The organism is Pseudomonas sp. R43(2017), assembly GCF_002112345.1.
GTDB lineage: Bacteria > Pseudomonadota > Gammaproteobacteria > Pseudomonadales > Pseudomonadaceae > Aquipseudomonas > Aquipseudomonas kribbensis.
Genome location: NZ_NEHJ01000004.1, coordinates 609010 through 627197, shown reverse-complemented (window position 1 = coordinate 627197; position 18188 = coordinate 609010). Strand labels below are relative to the sequence as shown.

The window sequence follows — 18188 nt, the reverse complement described above, 5'->3', positions numbered from 1 at the left end:
GAAGGATCAACCGCGCTCGGGCGGCACCGACGACAGCTCGAACGGACTACTGCTGCGCCGCTGGTTGCGGTCTTCCCGCGGCGTGGCGCCGAAGAAGTTGCGATAGGCGCTGGAGAAATGCGGCCCCGAGGAGAAACCGCAGGACAGGCCGATCTGGATGATCGACTTGCTGGTCTGCATCAACATCTGCCGGGCCTTGTTCAGGCGCAGTTCCAGGTAGTACTGGCTCGGCACGCGGTTGAGGTATTGCTTGAAGATCCGCTCCAGCTGACGACGGGACACGCACACATGCTGGGCGATTTCGTCGGTGGTCAGCGGCTCTTCGATGTTGGCTTCCATCAGCAGCACCGCCTGGGTGAGCTTCGGATGGCTGGAGCCGAGGCGGTTCTGCAACGGAATCCGCTGACGCTCACCGCCTTCGCGGATGCGCTCGACCACCAGTTCTTCGGAGACCGCACCGGCCAGTTCCGCACCGTGGTCACGGGCCAGTACCGCCAACAGCAAATCGAGCACCGACATGCCGCCGCACGCCGTCAGGCGATCGCGATCCCAGTCGAACAGATGGCTGGTGGCGATGACTTTCGGGAAGCGCTCGGCGAAATCGTCCTGCCAGCGCCAGTGCACCGCCGCGCGATAACCGTCGAGCAGACCGAGTTGCGCCAGCGGATACACACCGGCCGACAGACCACCGATCACGCAACCGGCGCGCACCAGTTGTTTGAGCGCACTACTGAGTGCCGGCGCCAACGTGGTCGGTGGCTCATCGGCGAGCAGGAACAGTTTCTGGAAGTTTTCGAGCTTGCCGGCCCAGGGTTCGCCGGGCAGTTGCCACTCACCTTCGGTCGGTGCTTCGGCCTGCAGGAACGACAACTCGTAAACCACATCCGGATGCACACGCTGGGCAACACGCAAGGCCTCCTCTGCCAGCGCCAAAGTCAGAGCTTTAGTGCTGGGCCAAATCAGGAAACCAATTCGATGGGCAGTCATGGCGGGCGATCCGAAACGTAAACAGAGGGAAAAACCGAAATCGGCTGCAACCAAATTAGACCATCTGGCGCGCTGCGCAGCATGACCTAATTTGGTGCATAACGGGAGCGATTACTTGAGGCTGCCCGAGAGGAATTGTTGCAAACGTTCCGACTGCGGATTGACCAGCACTTCACGCGGGTTGCCGCTCTCTTCCACGACGCCTTTGTGCAGGAACACCAACTGGTTCGACACTTCACGGGCAAAGCCCATTTCGTGAGTCACCACCACCATGGTCCGGCCTTCCTGAGCGAGGGCCTGCATGACTTTCAGCACGTCGCCGACCAGTTCCGGGTCGAGGGCCGAAGTCGGTTCGTCGAACAGCATCACTTCCGGTTCCATCGCCAGCGCACGGGCGATTGCTACACGCTGTTGCTCGCCACCGGACATATGCCCCGGGAACGCGTCCTTACGATGGGCCACGCCGACCTTGTTCAGGTAGTGCTCGGCTTTCTCGCGGGCTTCGGCCTTGGACACGCCCAGCACGTGAACCGGCGCTTCCATGATGTTTTCCAGCGCGGTCATGTGCGACCACAGGTTGAAGTGCTGGAACACCATCGACAGGCGCGAACGCATGCGTTGCAGCTGTTTCGGATCAGCGGCTTTCAGCGCGCCGTCCTTGTTCGCTACCAGCTTCAACTCTTCGTTGTTGAGCAGGATCTTGCCCGCGTGCGGCTGCTCGAGCAGGTTGATGCAACGCAGGAAAGTACTTTTGCCGGAGCCACTGGAGCCGATGATGCTGATCACATCGCCGGCGGCCGCTTTCAGGGAAACGCCCTTGAGCACTTCGTGACTGCCATAGCGTTTATGCAGGTCTTGGACTTCAAGTTTGTACATGCGGTCGGTTCTCACAAAAACAGTCAGTCGTTGAGCAAAGGGCCGTCGCGCAGCGCATCGCGCCCCGCCACTTTGGCCAGCCAGAAACCGGGTTGGGCGTAACGCAGCCGCTCAATGGCAAACAGCACCCCGGACGTACCAGCACACACCGTGCTGACCCGATCCGACAGCGGATCGATCACTTCGAAAATCTTGTCACCGGCTTCAACCCACTCGCCGGGCTTGCGCAGAAAACTCACCACACCGGGATGCGGCGGCAGGAGCAGTTCCGTGCCTTCGAACGGCATGCCTTCGCACGGTTCGCGCACGGCGCTCGGCCACTCGCCACGGATCAGGCCTTGTTCTGCGAGGAACGACAGAATCCCCTCTGCCCAAGCCTCGGCTTGTGCAGGTGTGGTGTCGGCCTGACCACCCAGTTCGACGGTGGTCGCCAGGCACGCCAGTGGAATCTGCGCGTCCGGGAACAGACGCGACAGACGCAGCCACGGCAGCGAACAGGCTTCATCGAACGAGCTGCCGCCGGAATCTTCCGCCAGCAGGCCGACCTTCACATCCAGGTGCGCGGCGAGCGAACGCCACTGCGGCCAGTGCTGCGGCAAGGCGTACATGTGCAGCGCGGCTTCGCAGTCGCAATGCAGATCCAGCACCACATCGGCAGTCGCGGCGTGTTGCAGCAGGATGCGCTGCATGCCTTGCAACTGGCTGCTGGCCTCGGGCAATCCGGCCAGATGCTCGGCCATTGCCTGACGGATCAGACGGATGTTGGCGTGCGGATCATCACCGAGTTGCCCTTCAAGCCTGGCAGCCACGGGGGCGCTGAGCTCGACGAAATCACGGTTGAAGTTCTTGCCGCTGCCGGCCTCGAAACGCCCCTGGTGATTGCCTTGCAGCAATTGGCCAAGACCCAGCGGGTTGGCCACCGGCACCAGCTCGATGACGCCATTGAGCAGGCCTTTGGCTTCGAGTTCGCCGAGACGTTTTTTCAGTTCCCAGGCGGTGCGCATGCCGGGCAGTTCGTCGGCGTGGAGGCTGGCCTGGATGTAGGCCTTGCGCCCACCGTTGCCGAAGCGAAACACCGAAATCCGGCGTTCGCTGCCCAGGTGGCTCCACGGCAGAACGTGGTCGATGCGTTCCATATCAGTGCTTCCTCGGGGCCAGGTAGCTCAGCCAGCGACGCTCGGCCAGCTTGAACAGGCGCACCAGAATGAAGGTCAGGCACAGGTAGAACACGCCGGCGGTGATGTACGCCTCGAACGGCAGGTAGAACTGCGCGTTGACGGTACGGGCCGCGCCGGTGATGTCGATCAGGGTCACGATGGACGCCAGACTGGTGGTCTGCAGCATCATGATCACTTCGTTGCTGTACTGCGGCAGTGCACGACGCAGGGCCGATGGCAGCAGGATGCGCTTGTACATCTTGACCCGCGACATGCCCATGGCCTTGGCCGCTTCGATCTCACCGTTCGGCGTGGCCTTCAGGCTGCCGGCGATGATCTCGGCGGTGTAAGCGCTGGTGTTGATCGCGAACGCCAGGCAGGCACAGAACGTTGCGCTGGACAGCCACGGCCAGAGGAAACTTTCACGCACGGCTTCGAACTGGGCCAGACCGTAGTAGATCAGGAACAGCTGAACCAGCATCGGTGTGCCGCGAATCACGTAGGTGTAGAGCCACGCCGCACCATTGACCACGGCGTTCTTGGAGACGCGCATCAGACCCAGCGGCAACGCCGCCAGCAGACCGAAGAACAGTGACAGCGCGAGCAACTTGAGGGTGGTCACCAGGCCGCCGAGGTACAGCGGCAGCGACTCCCAAATGACGTTGTAGTCGAAGATCATAGATCAGCCGCCCTTACGCCTACCGAGTAGCGCTTCTCAAGGTGACGCAGCGCCAGCAACGAGACACTGGTGATCACCAGGTACATCGCCGCCACTGCGAGGAAGAAGGTGAAAGGCTCGCGGGTGGCGTCGGCCGCCTGCTTGGCCTTGAACATCATGTCTTGCAGACCGACCACGGAAATCAGCGCGGTGGCCTTGGTCAGTACCAGCCAGTTGTTGGTGAAGCCCGGAATCGCCAGACGGATCATCTGCGGCACCAGCACCCGGAAGAACACCTGGAAGCTGCTCATGCCGTACGCCATGCCGGCTTCGGCCTGCCCCTTGGGGATCGCCATGAACGCGCCACGGAAGGTTTCCGACAGGTACGCACCGAAGATGAAACCGAGGGTGCCGATGCCGGCGGCCAGCGGGTTCAGGTCGATGTACTCGTCATAACCGAGCATCGGGGCGACGCGATTGAGCAGGTCCTGACCGCCGTAGAAGATCAGCAGGATCAGCACCAGGTCGGGAATCCCGCGGATCACCGTGGAATACAGATCGCCCAGCCAGGCCAGCCAGCGCACTGGCGACAGGCGCAAGGCGACACCGATCAGCCCGAGAACGATGGCCAGGGCCATGGACGACAAGGCGAGCTGAAGCGTCAGCCAAGCGCCATCGAGGATGACAGCCCCGTAGCCTTTCAACATGATTCAGGTCCTCGAAAGTTGGGATGAAAAAATGGCGCAAACCGCAGAGATCCTGTTGCTTGCGCCATTTCGGACGGGTCGAGCGACGTAATTACTTGCCGTAAATGTCGAAGTCGAAGTACTTGTCCTGGATTTGCTTGTACTTGCCGTTTTCGCGGATGGCCGCGATGGCAGTATTGATCTTGTCTTTCAGGGCGTCGCCCTTGCGTACCGCGATACCTACGCCGTCGCCGAAGTATTTTTCATCGGTGAACTGCGGGCCGACGAACGCAAAGCCTTTGCCGGCGTCGGTTTTCAGGAAGCCGTCGTTCAGCAGGGTGGCGTCCGCCACGGTGCCGTCGAGGCGACCGGCGGCCACGTCGAGGTAGATTTCGTTCTGCGAGCCGTATGGCTTGATCTCGGCACCCAGCGGCGCCAGGACTTCACGGGCGAAGCGCTCGTGGATCGAACCACGCTGCACGCCGATGTTCTTGCCCTTGAGCTCGGTCAGCTTGTCGCTGACCACGGTGCCTTCCTTCATGACCAGGCGGGCCGGGGTGTTGTAGTACTTGTTGGTGAAGTCCACGGACTTCTTGCGGTCTTCAGTGATCGACATGGACGAGAGGATCGCGTCGATCTTGCGCACTTTCAGTGCCGGGATCAGACCGTCGAACTCTTGCTCGACCCACTGGCACTTGACCTTCATTTCTTCGCACAGTGCGTTGCCGATGTCGTAGTCGAAACCGACGATGCTGCCGTCCGGGGCTTTGGATGCGAATGGAGGGTAAGCCGCTTCGATACCGATCTTCAGAGGCTTTTCATCGGCGAATGTCGGCAGGGACAGCACGGACAGTGCCAGGGCGCCAAGCAGCACAAGTTTCTTCATCTTGGGACTCCATCGGTAAAGGGCAAAAACGGCAGAGTGAGCGACAGCCCAATATGCGAATGGGTGGAACGAAAGCGGTTGCTGCGTGCGTGGGATATTTCCGAACAAACCCTGAAGGCTTCAACGCGAGCCACGACGAGCGAGTGATCGGCATTCTAACGACAGGCCCGAAGCCGATATTTCTTCAATGCGACAACTAATTACAGAAGCACCGAGAAACCCGCTTGAGCACATTGACAGCTCCGCAATTTCATGCAAGAGCGAAAGACAGTGAACCGATCTATGCTGCAAATTGCGGGCCTATTATTCGCAAACCCTTCTAATCCGGCAAGCGCGGGGTGATGTCTTATTTTTCACCGGTCGTTTTGAGGCTCTAAAACGGGGCGATGCGTTTCTCATTGCCCCGTTGCGGGGCGGGCGGTTACACATTCGGTTACTTGAAGTCGGACGGGTAACAGTGGGAATGGGCTGACGGAGCAATTCGATAATTATTGGCCGAAGATCCCCCGTCACTGATCGTTACCACGCGGAGCGTGGGAACGATCGATAACAAAAAGCCCCGCCCGGCGTGATGCCGGACGGGGCTTTTCAGCCTTCAGATCCGCCGCTTACGCGACGTTCATGGTCTTGTGGGTATCGATCAGATGCTGCACCACACCCGGATCAGCCAGGGTGGAGATGTCGCCCAGGCCTTCGTACTCGGCGGTAGCGATCTTGCGCAGGATGCGGCGCATGATCTTCCCCGAACGGGTCTTCGGCAGCCCCGGCGCCCACTGGATCACGTCCGGCGAAGCGATCGGGCCGATCTCCCTGCGCACCCAGTTCTTCAGTTCCAGGCGCAGTTGCTCGCTCGGCTCTTCGCCATTTTTCAGGGTGACGTAGACATAGATGCCCTGCCCCTTGATGTCGTGCGGCACACCGACCACCGCCGCTTCGGCGACTTTCGGGTGAGCGACCATCGCGCTTTCGATCTCGGCAGTACCCATGCGGTGGCCGGACACGTTGAGCACGTCGTCCACGCGACCGGTGATCCAGTAGTAACCGTCGGCATCGCGACGGGCGCCATCACCGGTGAAGTACATGCCACGGAAGGTCTTGAAGTAGGTGTCGACGAAACGGTCGTGGTCGCCGTACAGGGTGCGCGCCTGACCCGGCCACGAATCGAGAATCACCAGATTGCCTTCGGCCTCGCCCTCAATGATGTTGCCGAGGTTGTCCACCAACGCCGGCACCACGCCGAAGAACGGACGTGCGGCCGAACCTGGCTTGAGGGTATGAGCGCCCGGCAGCGGGCTCATCATGTTGCCGCCAGTTTCGGTCTGCCACCAGGTATCGACGATCGGGCAACGGGACTTGCCGACATTCTTGTAGTACCAGTCCCAGGCTTCCGGGTTGATCGGCTCGCCCACCGAACCGAGCAGACGCAGGCTGCTGCCGTCCGCGCCTTCGACAGCGGCGGTGCCGGAGGCCATCATCGCGCGGATCGCGGTCGGCGCGGTGTAGAGGATGTTGACCTTGTGCTTGTCGACGATCTTCGCCACCCGGGTGATGTCCGGGTAGTTCGGCACGCCTTCGAACAGCAGAGTGGTCGCGCCGTTGGCCAGCGGGCCGTAGACAATGTAGGAGTGACCGGTGACCCAGCCGACGTCGGCGGTGCACCAGTAGATTTCGCCCGGACGGTAGTCGAACACGCGCTCGTGGGTCATCGCGGCGTACAACAGGTAACCGCCAGTGGTGTGCTGCACGCCCTTCGGCTTGCCGGTGGAGCCGGAGGTATAAAGGATGAACAGCGCTTCTTCGGCGCCCATCTCTTTCGGCGCGCAGACAGTGCCCGCCACTTTCATCAGGTCTTCGTACCAGATGTCGCGATGCTGGTTCCACTTGATGTCGCCACCGGTGCGCTTGCACACGATAACTTTCTGGATGCTGTTGGTCTCAGGGTTGGTCAGCGCGTCGTCGACGTTGGCCTTGAGGGAAATCTTCTTGCCGGCACGGATGCCTTCGTCAGCGGTGATCACCACTTTAGAGCGGCAGTCGATGATGCGGCCGGCCAGGGCTTCCGGCGAGAAGCCACCGAACACTACCGAGTGAATCGCGCCGATCCGGGTGCAGGCCAGCATGGCGACCACGGCTTCGGGGATCATCGGCATATAAATGGTCACCACGTCGCCGCGGTGCACGTCCTGACCACGCAGGGCGTTGGCGAACTTGCAGACTTGTTCGTGCAGTTCGCGGTAGGTGATGTTGCGGCTTTCGGAAGGATCGTCGCCTTCCCAGATGATGGCGACCTGATCGCCGCGCTCGGCCAGATGACGGTCGAGGCAGTTGTAGGAAACGTTCAGGGTGCCGTCGGCGAACCACTTGATGTCGACATGGTGGTCGTCGAACGAAGTCTGCTTCACCGTGGTGAAAGGCTTGATCCAGTCGAGGCGCTTGGCTTGTTCGCGCCAGAAGCCGTCAGGGTTGACGACCGACTGCTGGTACATGGCTTTGTAGGTCGCCTCGTCGGTCAGCGTATTGGCCAGAACCTCGGGACGAACGGGATACAGAGAAGCCGCACTCATCTTTCCTACCTCGGTGTAATAGTTGTTTTTGTATGACCCTGTTGTAGCCGGGGCGACCGTATAGAACCATTCGACGATGGTAGTAACAAGCCCCTACAGGTCGTGGCGATAATCCCGATGCTCGCCGCCGATGACCTCGCAGGCCTTGAATCTACTGGCCTGGCAGCGATTGTTACCAAATCTGCCAAAGGTGTTTATCAAAACCCCATCTGTTTACACCCACCCCGCCTCCCTAAAATCTGCCTCGCCGACAAGGCAAAGTGATTAACAACGTTACAGCCCCCACGAAGGCCGTTAATCCAGCTCTGAAGTAACAAACCAAACGATGAAGTTCCACACGCAACCCCAAAAAGGTTGCGTGACCCCACTCGACCTCAAGAAGGTAAATTTCAAATGAAAGCTTTATTGGTTCTGGCCCTCAGCAGTCTGTGCGCAACCGCCATGGCAGACGAGGTCCCGACTGATGTCGCACAGCAACAACCGGCCATCGAGGAATACACTTACTCCACTCACCTGGACATCGCCAAAGTTGTATCGATGAGCGAAGTACCAAATGTCTGCGAAGTGGTACCGATGAAAATGGAGTACGACGACTCCACTGGCCAGCGCCACATCCTGCGTTACAGCGTGATGGGTAACGGCTGCACCAATTGATGGTTTGAGACTGCACCGAATCGGATCGCTCAGCGCAACATCGAGGGTCGATTCCAGCCCGGCTCCGGTCGGGCTCAGTTGTGTTTGAAGGGACGTAAAAGGGTTGCAAAACACAAGATATAGTGAAAAACGCGGTTTTTTGCTCGTTTTTTGAGCAACCAATCACACGCAGAAAAATTAATGAAAAAAATTTCTCCGGGGCCAATCCCGGCGAAAGCCCTGTAAACCCTCGCTCCAAACGAAATCACCCTCCCGCTCGACCGCCCTGCGCTGTTTCGCCCTCCCCCACGCCGGTGTTTTTTTCCCTATAATGCCGCCCAATCGGGTCAGCAATATTCCCTTACAGGGATCAAAGCCATTCTGAAGCCCCGCAGCAGCGTCCACGCTGACTCGCGCCCGTCAGAGGCTCTCGGAAACCCGTAAAAATTTTCTGTTTATTGCCTGCGTTGCACCGCTGCAAAAAACGACATCCAACGCGGCCTGTACGGCCGTGTGAAAAACCAACCAATCAGTTTTCACACGGGCACAGGCCCTCACGCAGGAGACGACACGTCATGCTGAGCTGGGACGAATTCGACAAAGAAGACAGTGAAGTAGCAGTAAAAGGCGCCAACGCCGGCCACGCTACCGAAGCCAACATGGACCGCCTCGACAGCGCCGGCGGTGCCGCCGCCCTCGAAGCCCGCGCCGTGACCGCCGAAGACTCGGCCGCCGTGGCCCGCGCCAAGGCTGCACTGGATTCCCTCGACGTCGCCGAAGGCCTCGCCGAACTCGAAGGCTCCGCCGCCCGTGTCGCCGTTGACGAAAAGCGCATGATCAACTGCCGCGCCGACCTCAACCAGCTCGTGCCATTCAAGTACGACTGGGCCTGGCAGAAATACCTGGACGGCTGCGCAAACCACTGGATGCCGCAAGAAGTCAACATGACCGCCGACATCGCCCTCTGGAAAAACCCGGAAGGCCTGACCGACGACGAGCGCCGCATCGTGATGCGCAACCTCGGCTTCTTCTCCACCGCCGACTCCCTGGTTGCCAACAACCTGGCCCTGGCCGTGTACCGCCTGATCACCAACCCGGAATGCCGCCAGTACATCCTGCGCCAGGCATTCGAAGAGGCGATCCACACCCACGCCTACCAGTACTGCATCGAATCGCTGGGCATGGATGAAGGCGAGATCTTCAACATGTACCACGAGATCCCGTCGGTCGCGAAAAAAGCCGCCTGGGGCCTGAAATACACCCGCGCCATCTCCGACCCGGAATTCAACACCGGCACCGTAGAGACCGACAAAGAACTGCTGCGCAACCTGATCGCCTACTACTGCGTTCTGGAAGGCATCTTCTTCTACTGCGGCTTCACCCAGATCCTCTCCATGGGCCGCCGCAACAAAATGACCGGCGTCGCCGAGCAGTTCCAGTACATCCTGCGCGACGAATCCATGCACCTGAACTTCGGCATCGACGTGATCAACCAGATCAAAATCGAAAACCCACACCTGTGGGACGCCGAAATGAAGGAAGAAGCCTCGCAAATGATCCTGCAGGGCACCCAACTGGAAATCGAATACGCCCGCGACACCATGCCTCGCGGTGTGTTGGGTATGAACGCTGCGATGATGGAGGACTACCTGAAGTTCATCGCCAACCGTCGTCTGTCGCAGATCGGTTTGAAGGAAGAGTACCCAGGGACGACTAACCCGTTCCCTTGGATGAGCGAGATCATGGACTTGAAGAAAGAGAAGAATTTCTTTGAGACTCGTGTGATCGAATACCAGACTGGTGGTGCTCTGAGCTGGGACTAATCGTCTCGCTCGGCAGGATTTGGCGACTGATGCTTGAGTCGTCGAATTGAGAAAGCAAAAAGCCCCGATTTTATCGGGGCTTTTTTATGGGCGACTGGTTGTCCTTTTCCATTCCTACGTTGCAGCGCTCAATCTCCCACAGCACTTACAGCCGCTTCGCATTGAAGCAAACTGCAAGCACCTCTAAGCTCAATTGCAGGTGCCTAAGAAACACCCAACGTAGAAAGCTTGATCAGTCAAACAGACGCATATGCCGTCAGTGGAGCTGTTTCGCTCGTTGGGATTTCTTCAGTCCACTCTACGTTGGGGTCAGCCCCTCCAAAAATCTAAACGTAGAGGTAATGGATATGCCCAGTCCTTTTTCTGTAACAGTCTTCTCGCGTCACAACCTCGCGCTACACACCCTTCTGCTCGAAAACCAAGCGTGGTTCTGCGCCCGCGATGTAGGTCGTTTGATGGGTGTCCATCTTTGCGAACGCATGGTCAACAAACTAGATAAGGACCAACGTCGCGTTTTGTGGATTGAGTATTTTCGGCAACCCGAAAAGCAATTGATGCTCAGCGAATCAGGTGTGTATGCGCTGCTGGTGTACCACTACGTTCCGGGGAACCGCTTGTTGCGGGAGTGGTTGACTCTGCAGGTGGTGCCGGCCCTACGCGACGCAGAACACTTGGGACATACAGAACGACCGATGTTGAGTTTGTTGGATTGGCCGGAGATGTCGTTGAGCTTGCTGCATTGGCAGGATGAAGGCTGGATTCGACTGCGGGATATGCCTTATCTGCTGAACGATCAGACGCAACGGCGGACACCGGGGAAGCCTTGGTGGCGAAAGGTTGCGCAGGTTTTTCAGTCTTCGGGACACTCCATGGGGTAGTAATGGTGGTTGTAGGACTTAACGAGATCCGTCTTTATTTTCTGTAGGAATTTTCGTAGACATCAGTGATGGCCACTCAGTATCGTCCGAGGGTTTTCAATCCTCGGCGATTTTATGAGCGACAAGAAAAAAGACACTGACTGGACTGTTGCTGAGATTGAGGCAGCGGTTGACGCCTATCTGAAGATGTTTGAGCTAGAGCGAATCGGCCAAAAGTTTAACAAAGCACATGAGAATCGCGTGTTGCGTGCATCTGCGTTGCACAACCGCACTGAAGGCTCAGTTGAATTCCGCATGCAGAACATCTCTGCCGTTTTATTGAGAATGCATAGGGAATACATCAAAGGGTACAAGCCAGCTAGAAACGTTGGGGCCAACGTTGAGCCAGCCATACGGGCAGTATTGATTGCAAAAGGGGTCACGTTTGGGGATCCAACGATTGCGACTGCGGATGAAGAAGCACTAGAACAGAGAGCTCTGGCGCTAGAAAAACTGCCTCTTGAAGACGAACCGGAGGGGATTGTGAAACCGAAGCGCGCTCCCGCCCAAAGCACTGCATTTATACGTGATCCGAAAGTTAGAGCCTGGGTCCGTCAAAAAGCCAAAGGGATATGTGAAGGGTGCGGTGAACCGGCCCCGTTCACTAAAAATGACTCGCCCTACCTTGAAGTTCATCACGTAAGGCATTTGGCGAATAAGGGTTCTGATCGAATCAGCAACGCTGTAGCACTTTGTCCGAACTGCCATCGGCGCTGCCATCACTCGAATGACAGCAAAGAGTTCACCGAGTCGCTTTATGACAGGGTTAAACGGTTGAAGCGTGAACACCCGAACCGCAAAACTATGTAATGAGTGAGCTTGCTCCCTCGCCAAAGGTGAGGAGTGGCCGGCAGTGGCGGTGCGAGGATGGAGCCTGGGATCGCCAACAAGCCGGCTCCCACTGATTCCGCATCATTCTGAAAACAATCAGTGCAACCCACCCCACCACCCGCTATTAATACCCCTCCCCCCACTCAAGGACCCGAGCCCCACCATGAAATTCGACCTCGCCTACTGCCTCAGCCTCGACGACAAGTTGTCGATCTATGACGTTCGCGATCTCAATTTTGATGAGACGGTGGCGTTCGATTCTGCGAAGGAACACTTCCAGTGCCCCAACGACGCCTGTCGTTCGGCGTTCGATGCGTCCAACGAGTTGGGTACGTTCAACGCCAAGAACGTGAATTACGTGCGCACGCCGCACTTCAAGAATCTGCCCGGTACGCAGCATGTGGCGGGTTGTCCGTATGTGAGTTTGAAGACGTCGGCGTCGGGGGTTGAGGCGGCGGATGGGGAAGCGGATGACGGGCGGGAGGAGCATTTCCCGTCGGAGTTGTTGCTGACACGTCGTGAGTATGTGCGCAAGCCTGCTGCACCAGCGGGGGCGGCGGATGTGTTGCGGGATGATCCGGTGCGGGTGGCGGCTTCTCCCTCAAAAGACTCGCCGAGTCGGGAGACGGCACCGGACAAGACCAGTGTCTTCGCTCACCCCGTGGAGTGTTTTGTGTCGAACTTCGCGGACAAGGATTTGCTCAAGCGCATGCCGTTGAAGATTGGCGAGCATACGGCGCCGTACAGTTCGTTCTTCAAGAAGATCGAGTACTTGATGGACAACAAGGGGCTGATTTACTGGGGCCGGATCAAGAAGATCGAGGACTTTCACAGCGCCAGTTTCCGGATCGATTTCGAGGACAAGGTCTGGTTCAAGAAGCCGGATGACAGCAAGAAGAAGCCATATCCGGTGAGTGTCTATCTCAACAAGAAGCTGATCGACAACTACCGCAAGCGCAAGGCGTTTCTGGAAGAGATCAAGCACGCCATCGACAGCGACAAGGAGTTGTTCTGCTTCTTCTATGGTGTGACGCCGGAGTTGAAGCAGGTGCCGGGCAAGAAGAACCCCGAAAAGCCTTTCGAGGTCTTCAATGCCAATATCGAGAACCTGGATCACTTCATCATTCGTGAAGCGCCGGGTCTGGCGTGAGGGTTAGCCCTGGGGCAGTTGCAGTTTGACGGCGCCGGGGTGTTGCTTGACGACTGAGTACGGCAGGATCGACCAGTCGGGGTTATCGCAATTGCGCTGGTAACGGGCGAAGTAGGCGCCCAGGTAAATACCCTTCGGCGTGAAGTGCCAGTTGGAATAGCCCCAGACGCTTTCATCGGTGTAATCGCAACTGCCGTCATCTTCGGCCGGCTTCTTCATTTCATCCGGGTACAACGTGGTGAACTGTTTGACCAGCCACGGGGCCATGACTTTCATCTGGTCGTATTCGCTGGCTGCGCTATTGGGCTCGCCGATCCACAGTACGTCTTTGAGCTTCAACAGTTCGCCCGTGTGGACGTTCAAGTTGATCGGCGAACTGCCGAAGTCCGGGTGCGCGCCGCCGCAACTGTAGCCGGTTGAGATGTCCAGGCTGACCACGTCGGGCGAGAGAAACTCGGGGGCCGCGCCTTGATCGAACTCGGCGTACTCCGCGCCATCCATCATGCAGCGGTGATAGTCGATGACTTCAGTCCAGAGCCGCCCGAGCAGGTGGTTGTTGATGCGTTGCAGCTCTTCTTTTGTGTAGCCGGAATCAACACTGAACAGCGAAATCTTCGACTCAGGCTCCGCCCACCATTGCAAGTCGTAGCCCATGAAGTTCTCTTTTTTCCCCGGTTTGAGCTTGAGCCCCTGCAGGCGCAAATACTCGTAGGGATCGTCTTTCGGCAAGGTGGCAATAAAGGGCAACGTCGTTGCAGTCGGCGCGGGAAGTTTGGCCTCGACCAGTTCTACCGGCAGTTTCTTGCCTCTCGGGTTTTGCCATTCGCCCTGCCAGCCGTTGGCGGTGGCTTTCAGCTTGAGGGTCGGCAAAGGCTTGTCATCACCGTAGCGATTGTTGCCCTCGACCAGCGTCAACGTGATGTCCTGCAATGAACCGCTGAGGGCCAAATCGCGGTGATACTTCTCGTAGAAGTAACGACCGGTCACTTCTTCCGGATTCTGGGTATTGAGCTCGACCACAATCGGCGTCTTACCCAGTGTGCCAGTGAACACATGTGGGCCACCTTCGGCATGGGCGTTGGATATCAGTGTGAACAGCGCCACGGCGTATGGCGCCAGGCGCAACAGTCCCTTGAGCATGGATCGATCCCTGAATGAGTCGGAGGTTGCGCCGGGACGTGGGTGCCGGCGCTGGAAAATTCGCGGCGGATTATGGCGGGGTTGCGTGCAGGAATCGAGGTTCTACTTCAGTGCCATGGCCAACAGCACGATGACCAACAGACCGATATACACCCAAGCATGCACCCGATCCGGTATTCGCCCGATCCACGGCGTCGCCAATCGAATCCCTACCATTGAGCCCAGCGTCAGCACCGCAAACGCCAGCAGATCCACATACCCGATAAACCATGGCCCGAGGTCTGTCTCGCTGAACCCCGCCATCACCATGTACGTCAGCGTCCCCGCCAATGCCACCGGCACGCTCAGCGGATTGGCCATCGAAGTCGCCTGCGACATGCTCAACCCGCAACGCCGCAACAGCGGCACGGTCATGACGCTTCCTCCCACGCCGAGAAAGGTCGCGATGGCGCCAATGCCTACCCCACCGCCGGACGTTTCCACCGTTCCCAATCGCCGTGGGATGACGCCTTCGGACTGTGTGAGAAACCCGCGTCGCAGCAGGCAGTCGACAATCGTGACGCCGAGGTAGGCGATGAAGGCATAGCGGATGATTTCGCCGCTGGCCCAGACCGCGGCGATTGCGCCGACGATAGCGCCCAAACCGATGAAACCGCCCAAGGGCCACAGGTAGTCACGGATGAGGTTGCCTGCGCGGCGATGCTTGCCGGTAGCGACCAGGGCGTTGACGATCATCACGCAGGTCGAGGTGGCGACGGCGATGTGCATGGCGGATTGGCTGATCGGGTCGTCGACACCGTGGCTAGCGGTGAGCATGCGGTACAGCAGTGGCACGACGACAAAGCCGCCGCCGAAACCAAAGAGCACGGCGGTGATACCGGTCAGGCAGCCGAAGAGTGTCAGCAGGAGGTAGAACATAGCGCGTCGTCCGTTGTGTGGGAGCGGTCGACTGTAGAGCGGCGGCGCTTGGCCTGCTTCAGCAAGTCAGCCAATAATGTTTGCGTTTACGCCAACTGCCGGGTGCCGCTCGATGCGCAATGTTTCGATCAATCTGCTGGATGACACGCCGCGCCCGGTGGTGGCGATCGGTACGGATTATTCCCACGGCTATCTGTTGCCACGTCATACGCATCGGCGGGCGCAATTGTTGTACGGCGCGACCGGGGTGATGCAGGTCAGCACGCATGACGGCAACTGGGTGGTGCCGCCGCAGCGAGCGGTGTGGATTCCGCCGGGGGTAGCGCATGAGGTGTTGATGCTGGGGGTCAGCACTCGCAGTTTGTATATCGAGCCGGGGGCGGTGGATCTGGCTGAGCGTTGTCAGGTGATCAGTGTGTCGCCGTTGATGCGGCAATTGCTGATGGAAGCGGTGGAGCTGCCGCTGACCTATGACCTGACCGGGCGTGACGGCGTGCTCATCGACTTGTTGCTGCATGAATTGCAGCGGAGTACGCCACTTCCCTTGCATATCCCGCTGCCGTCTGACGGAAGACTGCTCGAACTTTGTCAGACCTTTCTGCAACAGCCGAATGCCCACCAATCCCCCCAGCATTGGGCCGATCAGTTGCACGTAAGCTTGCGCACTTTCAACAGGTTGTTCCGCCAGCAGACCGGCCTGAGTTTCAGTCAATGGCGCCAACGCGCCTGCGTGGTATTGGCGCTGGCACGCCTGGCGGCGGGTGAAGCGGTGACGCGGATTGCCCTGGATTTCGGCTATGACAGCCCGGCGGCGTTCTCGACGATGTTCCGCCGGATCCTCGGTCAGGCACCGTCCGTCTGGTTGGAGGCGGCGAACTAGGGCAAATCAAAAAATGCGTTTGATCCCGGCCGAAAACAACTGTACAAAAACACAGTACATTTTCCATCAGCACTCTCGAGCCCGGAGCACACCATGGCCTCTTCAGCGATGAACCTCATCCTCGAACGTATCGCCCTTTTCCAGTTCACCCCGACCCACTGCGCCCAGGCCCGAGGGATGTTGGGCTGGAGTGTGGAACAACTGTCGCGGGAGGCAGGGGTTTCGGTAGACGACATCCAGCGGTTCGAAGCGCAACAGGAAGTGGCGGATTCGGCTCGGCTGGCGTTGACGTATCGGTTTGAGGCGCAGGGGTTGGTGTTCTTTCCGGGGTTTGCGCCGGGGCGTGGGGGGAATGTGAGGGGATGCAGCCCTGCAGAAATACACGGTGAGTTGGCCATGGCCGAATAACCGTGCGCAAAAAAGCGATTGCGGCCACTCACTCAAAAGGAAGGTTTCACTGCCGTTTGCAATGAAACCCTCGTGAGCCTGATTACTCCTTGAACCCCGGCTGCCGCAATGCCATCGAAGCCTGTTCGTAGCTGTACGCCATCGCCAACAACTGCGGCTCGCTCCATTGCTGGCCGTATAAGAACACTGAAGTCGGCGTACCGTCATCGCTCATGCCCGAGGGCAAGGTGATTGCCGGATAGCCTGCGGTAGCCGCAGAAAACTGGGAATAACCATCGTTTTCAGCAAACAGTGCGTCCAGGTTGTGTTCGCGCAGTTGCTCATCGATAGCGTCTTTGAAGTTCTGGCTGATGATTGCAATCTGTGCACTCGCCTCCTCATGGGTGAGTTCAACGGCGTTGATTGCCTCCAGCATCTGCTGGCCGTAATGCTCATCACCGGGGTTAGCCTGGTTGAAGTCGATCAGCGTCTGCAATGAATCAATCGGCAAGCCCTGACGGCTGGCCAGGTACTCGGGCAACTCATGCTTCATCGCGCCCATCAGACCACTGAGGTAGCCCTCGATGTCTGGAAGACGCACGGTCAATGGGACCAGCGTAGCGCCCTGCTCCCGCAAGACAGCCATCGCGGCGAGCATCTCCGGATTCGGGGTCAGTAACGTGTCGTGGGATCCTGTATACGCGACTGGATAGCCAATCCGCTTGCCTTGCAGAGCGGCATCGGAAAGCAATGCCGTGTAGTCGATTCCTGTGGGGGCGTTGGCAGTGGCGCTGTCCGCAGCATCTGTGCCTTGCATGACGTTGAACATCAATGCAGCGTCCCGCACCGTACGGGTCAGTGTGCCCGGAGTGTCTTGCAGGCGAGTGATCGGCACGATACCGGAACGGCTGAACAACCCGAGCGTCGGTTTGACGCCGACCACGCCAATGGCCGAGGCCGGGCAACTGATCGAGCCATTGGTTTCTGTGCCCACTGCCAGCGGTGCGAAACCGGCGGCCACTGCGGTTGCCGGGCCGGAACTGGAACCACAGGTACCTGCGCTCAACAGGTGAGGATTTTTCCCCTGGCCGCCGCGCCCGCTCCACCCCAAAGGCAGAGACATATCACGCATGCCCGACCATTCACTCATGTTGGCTTTGCCCAGCAGGATGGCGCCGGCCTCGCGAAGCTGTTGAACCGTAAAAGCATCCTGAGTCGTCGGCTGTCCGACCATGGCCATTGAGCCGGCACTGGTTTGCATGCCGTCAGCGGTATCGAAGTTGTCCTTCAACAGGACCGGAATTCCGTGCAGCGGGCCACGGATCTTGCCTTGCGCACGCTCTTCATCCATCGCCGTCGCGATGTCGAGAGCCTCGGGATTCATTTCGATAATGGCGTTGAGGGTTGGACCTTGCTTGTCCAGATCCGCAATACGCGCAATGAGGTGTTGAACCAGCGCAACCGAAGTCAGTTCGTTGCTGACCATCATTGCACTGAGCTCGCTGGCGCTTGCGTATTCAAGTTCAGCACCGGAAGGCGCCGCGAGGGCAGCGCTGCTGGCCAGCGAGAGCAGGATGGCCTGCGCCAGCGTATTCATGTTGCGTTTAAAGCGGCATTTCATTTTCTAATCCTTGTTTAAGCCAATCACGAGTGAGTCATTTCACTCGCGACCAAGCCTACCGAAGCCGCAGGAAA

Annotated in this window: 17 protein-coding genes; 7 read left to right on the top strand and 10 right to left on the bottom strand. The window is 58.6% G+C overall.

The genetic code is table 11. The features are described from left to right. Window positions 1–6: 6 nt before the first annotated feature. The 7 genes from argR to acs all read right to left on the bottom strand — a co-directional run bounded on the left by argR (window position 7) and on the right by acs (window position 7814). A complete protein-coding gene (gene argR / locus CAG02_RS14815; RefSeq protein WP_085709719.1) occupies window positions 7–987 on the bottom strand; it encodes a transcriptional regulator ArgR in 981 nt (326 codons plus the stop codon). 111 nt (window positions 988–1098) lie between these two features. After that, complete coding sequence (locus CAG02_RS14810; protein ID WP_003227281.1) at window positions 1099–1863, bottom strand: ABC transporter ATP-binding protein; 765 nt, start codon at window positions 1861–1863, stop codon at window positions 1099–1101. Between the two features lie 23 nt (window positions 1864–1886). Beyond that, entirely contained in the window at window positions 1887–2999 is a 1113-nt protein-coding gene (locus CAG02_RS14805) for a succinylglutamate desuccinylase/aspartoacylase family protein (RefSeq protein WP_085709718.1), read from the bottom strand. A 1-nt stretch (window position 3000) separates the two neighbouring features. Beyond that, window positions 3001–3699, bottom strand: a complete 699-nt coding sequence (locus CAG02_RS14800) for an ABC transporter permease (RefSeq protein WP_085709717.1) — start codon at window positions 3697–3699, stop codon at window positions 3001–3003. After that, window positions 3696–4385, bottom strand: a complete 690-nt coding sequence (locus CAG02_RS14795) for an ABC transporter permease (RefSeq protein WP_065261785.1) — start codon at window positions 4383–4385, stop codon at window positions 3696–3698. The genes CAG02_RS14800 and CAG02_RS14795 overlap by 4 nt, the downstream gene beginning before the upstream one ends. Before the next feature lie 91 nt (window positions 4386–4476). Continuing rightward, entirely contained in the window at window positions 4477–5250 is a 774-nt protein-coding gene (locus CAG02_RS14790) for an ABC transporter substrate-binding protein (protein ID WP_065261786.1), read from the bottom strand. Between the two features lie 608 nt (window positions 5251–5858). Continuing rightward, complete coding sequence (gene acs, locus CAG02_RS14785; RefSeq protein WP_085709716.1) at window positions 5859–7814, bottom strand: acetate--CoA ligase; 1956 nt, start codon at window positions 7812–7814, stop codon at window positions 5859–5861. Window positions 7815–8207: 393 nt separating this feature from the next. Here acs and CAG02_RS14780 point away from each other — a divergent pair, with 393 nt between their 5' ends. The 5 genes from CAG02_RS14780 (at window position 8208) to CAG02_RS14760 (ending at window position 13168) form a co-directional block, all read left to right on the top strand. Beyond that, window positions 8208–8468, top strand: a complete 261-nt coding sequence (locus CAG02_RS14780; RefSeq protein ID WP_085709715.1) for a DUF2790 domain-containing protein — start codon at window positions 8208–8210, stop codon at window positions 8466–8468. 554 nt (window positions 8469–9022) lie between these two features. Continuing rightward, entirely contained in the window at window positions 9023–10270 is a 1248-nt protein-coding gene (locus CAG02_RS14775; protein ID WP_085709714.1) for a ribonucleotide-diphosphate reductase subunit beta, read from the top strand. A gap of 347 nt (window positions 10271–10617) precedes the next feature. Continuing rightward, a complete protein-coding gene (locus tag CAG02_RS14770; protein WP_085709748.1) occupies window positions 10618–11148 on the top strand; it encodes a Bro-N domain-containing protein in 531 nt (176 codons plus the stop codon). A 114-nt stretch (window positions 11149–11262) separates the two neighbouring features. Then, the gene (locus CAG02_RS14765; protein WP_085709713.1) at window positions 11263–11997 is read left to right on the top strand and encodes an HNH endonuclease; all 735 of its coding nucleotides are present in this window, start codon (window positions 11263–11265) and stop codon (window positions 11995–11997) included. Between the two features lie 184 nt (window positions 11998–12181). After that, window positions 12182–13168 carry a hypothetical protein gene (locus CAG02_RS14760; protein WP_085709712.1) on the top strand — a complete coding sequence of 329 codons (987 nt, stop codon included), beginning with the start codon at window positions 12182–12184 and terminating at the stop codon, window positions 13166–13168. A 3-nt stretch (window positions 13169–13171) separates the two neighbouring features. Here the strand turns inward: CAG02_RS14760 and CAG02_RS14755 are convergent, their stop codons facing one another. Both CAG02_RS14755 and CAG02_RS14750 read right to left on the bottom strand, forming a co-directional pair. Further along, window positions 13172–14308 carry a hypothetical protein gene (locus CAG02_RS14755; protein WP_085709711.1) on the bottom strand — a complete coding sequence of 379 codons (1137 nt, stop codon included), beginning with the start codon at window positions 14306–14308 and terminating at the stop codon, window positions 13172–13174. Window positions 14309–14410: 102 nt separating this feature from the next. Further along, window positions 14411–15226 carry a sulfite exporter TauE/SafE family protein gene (locus CAG02_RS14750; RefSeq protein ID WP_085709710.1) on the bottom strand — a complete coding sequence of 272 codons (816 nt, stop codon included), beginning with the start codon at window positions 15224–15226 and terminating at the stop codon, window positions 14411–14413. Between the two features lie 112 nt (window positions 15227–15338). Between CAG02_RS14750 and CAG02_RS14745 the strand changes: the two genes are divergently transcribed. Both CAG02_RS14745 and CAG02_RS14740 read left to right on the top strand, forming a co-directional pair. Beyond that, entirely contained in the window at window positions 15339–16106 is a 768-nt protein-coding gene (locus CAG02_RS14745) for a helix-turn-helix domain-containing protein (protein ID WP_085709709.1), read from the top strand. A 93-nt stretch (window positions 16107–16199) separates the two neighbouring features. After that, window positions 16200–16514, top strand: coding sequence for a hypothetical protein (locus tag CAG02_RS14740; protein WP_085709708.1), 315 nt, complete (start codon window positions 16200–16202; stop codon window positions 16512–16514). An 82-nt stretch (window positions 16515–16596) separates the two neighbouring features. Here CAG02_RS14740 and CAG02_RS14735 read toward each other — a convergent pair whose 3' ends face one another. Next, complete coding sequence (locus tag CAG02_RS14735; protein ID WP_085709707.1) at window positions 16597–18114, bottom strand: amidase family protein; 1518 nt, start codon at window positions 18112–18114, stop codon at window positions 16597–16599. Window positions 18115–18188 lie beyond the last annotated feature (74 nt).